At 60.4% G+C, this 5,503-nt stretch carries 5 protein-coding genes and 1 pseudogene; 3 read left to right on the top strand and 3 right to left on the bottom strand.

Annotation, left to right across the window (positions count from 1 at the left end; genetic code table 11):
- Window positions 1-530: pseudogene (locus tag EN935_RS20435) on the bottom strand (PAS domain-containing sensor histidine kinase); the annotation flags it as partial.
- Window positions 531-1,066: 536 nt separating this feature from the next.
- Here EN935_RS20435 and EN935_RS20430 point away from each other — a divergent pair.
- Together EN935_RS20430 and EN935_RS20425 are read left to right on the top strand one after the other, a co-directional pair.
- Window positions 1,067-1,420: a DUF5330 domain-containing protein gene (locus EN935_RS20430; RefSeq protein WP_109662508.1), complete on the top strand. Its 354-nt coding sequence runs from the start codon at window positions 1,067-1,069 to the stop codon at window positions 1,418-1,420.
- Between the two features lie 100 nt (window positions 1,421-1,520).
- A complete protein-coding gene (locus tag EN935_RS20425; RefSeq protein ID WP_109662506.1) occupies window positions 1,521-1,949 on the top strand; it encodes a SufE family protein in 429 nt (142 codons plus the stop codon).
- 104 nt (window positions 1,950-2,053) lie between these two features.
- On the opposite strand, the gene EN935_RS20420 is transcribed toward EN935_RS20425, so the two are convergent.
- Together EN935_RS20420 and EN935_RS20415 are read right to left on the bottom strand one after the other, a co-directional pair.
- Window positions 2,054-2,479 carry a MucR family transcriptional regulator gene (locus EN935_RS20420; RefSeq protein WP_013532660.1) on the bottom strand — a complete coding sequence of 142 codons (426 nt, stop codon included), beginning with the start codon at window positions 2,477-2,479 and terminating at the stop codon, window positions 2,054-2,056.
- Between the two features lie 452 nt (window positions 2,480-2,931).
- On the bottom strand, window positions 2,932-3,300 hold the full coding sequence (locus EN935_RS20415; RefSeq protein WP_109663324.1) for a hypothetical protein: 369 nt from the start codon (window positions 3,298-3,300) through the stop codon (window positions 2,932-2,934).
- Between the two features lie 133 nt (window positions 3,301-3,433).
- Here EN935_RS20415 and EN935_RS20410 point away from each other — a divergent pair.
- The coding region (locus tag EN935_RS20410) for a S9 family peptidase (RefSeq protein WP_164771224.1) at window positions 3,434-5,503 on the top strand (2,070 nt) is incomplete at its 3' end.

Genomic DNA, 5,503 nt, shown 5'->3' with positions numbered 1-5,503 from the left:
GCCGCATCTGCCGTGTTTCGAAACGCCGATGCGCGCGGGATCAAGGTAAGCGCCCAAGCCAACGGCACCAGCCAGTGCCAGGCCGCGGTCTGCGCTCCTGCGAACGGGAACACGGTTCCAGCCAGAGGCTGAGCCAAGATGGCCACAGCGGCCGACACGGCTCCCCACAGCGCTGCACGCCGCGAGGCGCCGATCCACCAGGCTTCGAACGGCAGCGCCACGACAAGCATGGCGACAGGCGAACTCAGCCCGCCCGCGGCGGCAATGAGACTGCCGAGAGAAATGCCCGCCATCGCCAGGGCGATCCAGCTCGCTATCGCCATCTTGCCGGTCGCCGCCACCAGCAAGGCGACGAACCAGCACAGGCCAAAGGCCGCGAAGATGACGGCCATGGTGACGGCGGCGCCCAGGCCCGAAGTGACCAGCGTGACCGCGGCACCCGCGGCAAAGAAAGGAGCGGCGAGCATGACGCCGATGAAGCGGCGCTGGCGCTCGCGGTCGCTCTGCCCAATAATGGACGGATGGACCATACGTTCGCAACCGGCGGCAATCGCGCCAGGTAATTCAACGTATCTGGCCTTGATTGAACTCAACTCAACGCACCCGTAATCGTCGTGGACAGCTCTGCTTTGCAGATCGTTCTGGTTGGCTCTGAAACTCGCATCCAGCGTTTAAGGAATGGATAAGGCAGGGCCGACCAAGGCCCCGGCCTGGGGCAAATATCGGGATGCCGGCAGCCGAAAGCCCGGGCAAATGCAGCCATAGTAAACGGAGGGTTATCCGGCGACGGTGCCCATCGGGTGGCTGCAGGCGGCACCTGGACTCCGGGATTTCAGGAAAAATGCAGGAAAAGCATGGAGATAGATGGTTATCTCGGGTTAAGAAAACTCATTCGGATTTGAGATAAATCGATTGCACAACGGCTCGTTTCGAATTTGCCTAAAATTTGAGGAAAATTGTCGCTTTGCCTGCAAGCCGTCCTTTGCGCCTGTGTGCCAACATCCTGCCTACAAAAGAGGTCATGCCATATGGATGCATGATCCGGTCACGACGAGAGGGCAAGGGCATGGTCTTCCTCATAAGAATGGCTTTCTGGTTTTCGCTGGTGCTGCTGGCGCTGCCGCTGACTGTCGGCCCCGATGAATCGGGCCGCGAAAGCGTCGGGCCGATCCAGGCCTTGTTTGCGGCACGCGAAGCAGTTGGCGACATCGCTGGCATTTGCGAACGCAAGCCCGATGTCTGTGAAACCGGCAAGTCGGCAATGCACACCATCACCGCCCGCGCCAAGGAGACCGCCAAGATCGCGGCGGCGATGCTGGACGACAAGTCCGCCGCCGGGCCCGATACATCGACGATGACCGGCAGCGTGCCGGATGAAATCGTCTTGCCCGAGACAGTTAACCTGCCGGCGCAGAATTAAGCCGTTTCGACGGCGCACCGCGGGCTGTCTGCCCTCTCGACGCCCGCGGTGTCCTTGTTTTTCCGTGACGCGGAGCCGCCGCGTGACTATATCCGGCATTATGACCACCACGATACAGACGATCCGCGACGACTTCTCGTTCCTCGAGGAATGGGAAGACCGCTATCGTTACGTCATCGAACTCGGCGAGGCGTTGCCGCCGTTTCCGGACGAGCAGCGCAGCGCCACCAACAAGGTGCCGGGTTGCGTCAGCCAGGTCTGGTTGACCACTGAACGCGGAGCTGGGGCCGACCCGGTCATCACCTTCACCGGCGATTCGGACGCTCATATCGTGCGTGGGCTGGTCGCGATCATGCTGGCGCTGTTTTCCGGCAGGACCGCCAGCGAAATCCAGAAGACCGATGCGGAAGCGACATTGAAAGAGCTCGGCCTCGACGAGCATCTGTCGCCGCAGCGCGCCAACGGCCTTCGCTCCATGGTCAAGCGCATCAAGCGCGATGCCGAGGCGGCGCTCAAGCAGACCGCCTGAAAAGCTCTCCCTGGAATTGCTCTACTCGATCAGCGCGTTGCCACCCGCAAAATCAAACGGCGCCCGAAGGCGCCGTTAATGTCGATCAATCTGGCTGGCAGCGATTACCGTGCCTTGCGCTTGCGGCCGAGGCCCATCTTCTTGGCCAGTTGGGACCGGGCAGCGGCGTAGTTGGGTGCAACCATCGGATAGGTCGGGTCGAGGTTCCACTTTTCGCGATACTGATCCGGCGTCAGATCATAGTGGGTCATCAGATGGCGCTTCAGCGACTTGAACTTCTTGCCGTCTTCGAGGCAGACGATGTAGTCGTCATGAACCGAGCGCTTCGGGTTGACCGCCGGCTTTTGCTTGTCGGCAGGCGGTTGTTCGGCGGTTCCGCCCACACGCCCGAGTGCGGCATGGACATCGGATATCAGGTTCGGCAATTCGCCGACCGGCACGGGATTGTTGCTGACATAGGCGGCCACCACATCGGCGGTCAATTCGATCAGCGCATCGCTGTTTCTGGAAGGTGTTTCGACAATATCCATGGTCTTCAGGCCCCAACAAGAGTTACTTCGATCTGCGCCCTTTTTTTACAGGCAGGGCATTGCACGAACTTTGTGCAGGTAGAGCTTCTACGATTCGTGTCGCGCGCACATCAATGAGCCCGCAGACCAAGTAAGTCAATTCGCCCCTTGCGCTATATTGAACGATGTTGGTCAATTGTTCCCGGATCAGCTTCAATCTTTCGTGCATTGTGTAATTTATCGATATTTCGCGCGCCAACCAGCAACGGCTGACGCAACGTCAGCTCGCCGTTACATTCGCGGCAACTCACAGAGCAGGTTTCAATGCTTGATTTTGCTTGGCTATTGCACGCGCAAACTTGGTTGTTCACACCTGTCTACAAAACCACAGGTTGCTGCATGTCTGTCATGCGTGAGCAAGCAGGCGACATGCCTGTCACCCGACCGGTCCGGATCCATCGCTGCAGGGTCAATCAATGCGGGGTGATGTATTTGCCATAGGCCCATCCGGTGACGAAGTTGCCGTTCTGGGCCGGATCATGCCAGACTTCGCACCAACGGTAGCGAACCGTCTGTTCCTGCTTCCATGCCGGCTGATTGGCGATGTCGAGCAGGTTTATCGCGCCGGTGCATCGTCCAGTCATCTGCAGAACGGTCCCGTTCGGGTATGCCGCCTGCTTCTGGGACGTGCCCGACGGGTATTTGCGCACATTGAGCGTGTCGCCGAACGGCACATTGGCCACTTGCCAAGCCGCGAATACGGTCGCATGAGACTGACCGGCAAAGGCCAGAGTTAGCGAAGCAACGGCGAAAGCCGCAGCGGTCCGAGACCGAATAGTCATCATCTTTCCTCCCGGCTCATCTTCGGCAGCCGACACAACCCATAGGCTGCGGCTCTTGAACCCGCCCTGATCGGCGTGTTCATTCGCCATTCAAGATACTTCCCCATTCAAGATATTGGCAAAGCGAGACGCAATGACCAGGACATCCATATTTCCGATCGTCACCCCGCCAACGCCCGAGAAGCGGCCGGTTTCCGACACGTATCACGGCATCACGCGAACCGACGACTATGCCTGGCTGCGAGCCGACAACTGGCAGGAGATGTTCCGGAACCCGTCATTGCTCGATGCGGGGATCCGCGCCGAGCTCGACGCAGAAAATGCCTACCAGTCAAAGCTGATGGCCGACACGGTCGAGCTGCAAAAGCAGCTTTTCAAGGAGATGAAGGGCCGTATCAAGGAAGACGATTCTTCCGTGCCTATGAAGGATGGGCCCTATGCCTATGGTTCGTCCTTCAAGCTTGGCGGCGAGCAGCCGCGCTATTTCCGCATGCCGCGCGACGGCGGCGCCGAGCATATCCTGCTCGACGGCGATGCGGAGGCCGCGGGCAAGGCCTATTTCCGTCTTGGCGGCGTCGACCATTCGGCCGACCACGCCAAGCTGCTGTGGGCATTCGACGATAAGGGCTCCGAATTCTACACGCTTCGCGTGCGCGACCTCGCCGATGGCAAGGAGCTTGCCGACCAGATACCCGACACCGGCGGTTCAGGTGTCTGGAACGCCGGCAATGACGGCTTCTTCTATACGCGGCTCGACCCCAACCACCGCCCGTCCAAGGTGCTGTTCCATGCGCTGGGCGACAGCCCGCAAAGCGATCGGCTGATCTATGAGGAAACCGATCCCGGCTTCTTCATGAATGTCGACGGAACCCGCAACAGCGAATGGATCATGATCGGTATCAACGACCACGAGACTTCGGAATATCGCCTCTTGAGCGCCAGCGATCCGTTTGCCGAACCGAAACTGGTCTCGCCGCGCGAGATCGGCCTTCAGTATGACCTTGAAGAAGGCGGCGACATCTTCTTCATCCTGACCAATGCCGACGGCGCCAAGGATTTCAAGATCATGACGGCGCCAGTGAGCGACCCGGTCCGTGCCAACTGGCAGGAACTGGTGCCGCATGAACCCGGCCGGCTGATCCTGTCGGTGATCGGCTTCAGGGACCACATGGTCCGGCTCGAACGCAAGGAAGGCCTGCCGCGCATTGTCGTGCGCGACCGCAGCAGCGGCGAGGAGCATCTTCTGTCCCTAGACGAGGAGGCTTTCTCGCTCGGTCTGTCGGGTTCCTATGAGTACGACACCGAGATCATGCGCTTTTCCTACTCGTCGATGACGACGCCGGCCCAGGTGTTCGACTACAATATGCGCACCCGTGAGCGGATGCTGCTGAAGACCCAGGAAGTGCCGTCCGGCCATGATGCGGACAACTATGTGACGCGGCGGCTGATGGCGCCGGCCGCCGATGGCGAACTGGTGCCGATCTCGCTTTTGCACCACCGCGACACGCCGCTGGATGGATCCGCACCTTGCCTGCTTTACGGCTACGGCTCCTATGGCATAACCGTGCCAGCCGCCTTCAACACCAACTGGTTCTCGCTGGTCGATCGCGGCTTTGTCTTCGCCATCGCTCACGTCCGCGGCGGCAAGGACAAGGGCTATGGCTGGTACGACGACGGCAAGCGGGCGCACAAGATGAACACGTTCACCGATTTCATCGCCTGTGCGCGCCACCTTGTTGCCGAACGCTATACGGCGCATGACCGCATTGTCGCGCAAGGCGGTTCGGCCGGCGGCATGCTGATGGGCGCCATCGCCAACATGGCGCCGGATTGCTTCGGCGGCATCGTCGCCGAAGTTCCTTTCGTCGACGTGCTCACCACAATGCTCGACGCAACCCTGCCGCTGACGCCGCCGGAATGGCCTGAATGGGGCAATCCGATTGCATCCGCCGACGACTACCGGACGATCGCTGCCTACTCGCCCTATGACAATGTCGCAGCGCTCGACTATCCGCCGATCCTGGCGCTGGCCGGGCTCACCGATCCGCGCGTCACTTATTGGGAGCCGGCCAAATGGGTGGCGCGGCTGCGCGAGCGCAAGAGCGGCGACAATCCGGTGCTGTTCAAGATCAACATGGATTCCGGCCACGCCGGTGCCTCCGGCCGGTTTTCGCGGCTGGAGGAGATCGCCTACACCTATTCC

This window comes from Mesorhizobium sp. M7D.F.Ca.US.004.03.1.1 (assembly GCF_003998635.1).
In the GTDB taxonomy this organism is placed as follows: Bacteria; Pseudomonadota; Alphaproteobacteria; order Rhizobiales; family Rhizobiaceae; genus Mesorhizobium; species Mesorhizobium loti.
The sequence above is the reverse complement of the archived record's forward strand: the minus strand, read 5'-3'. Positions and strand labels throughout refer to the sequence as shown.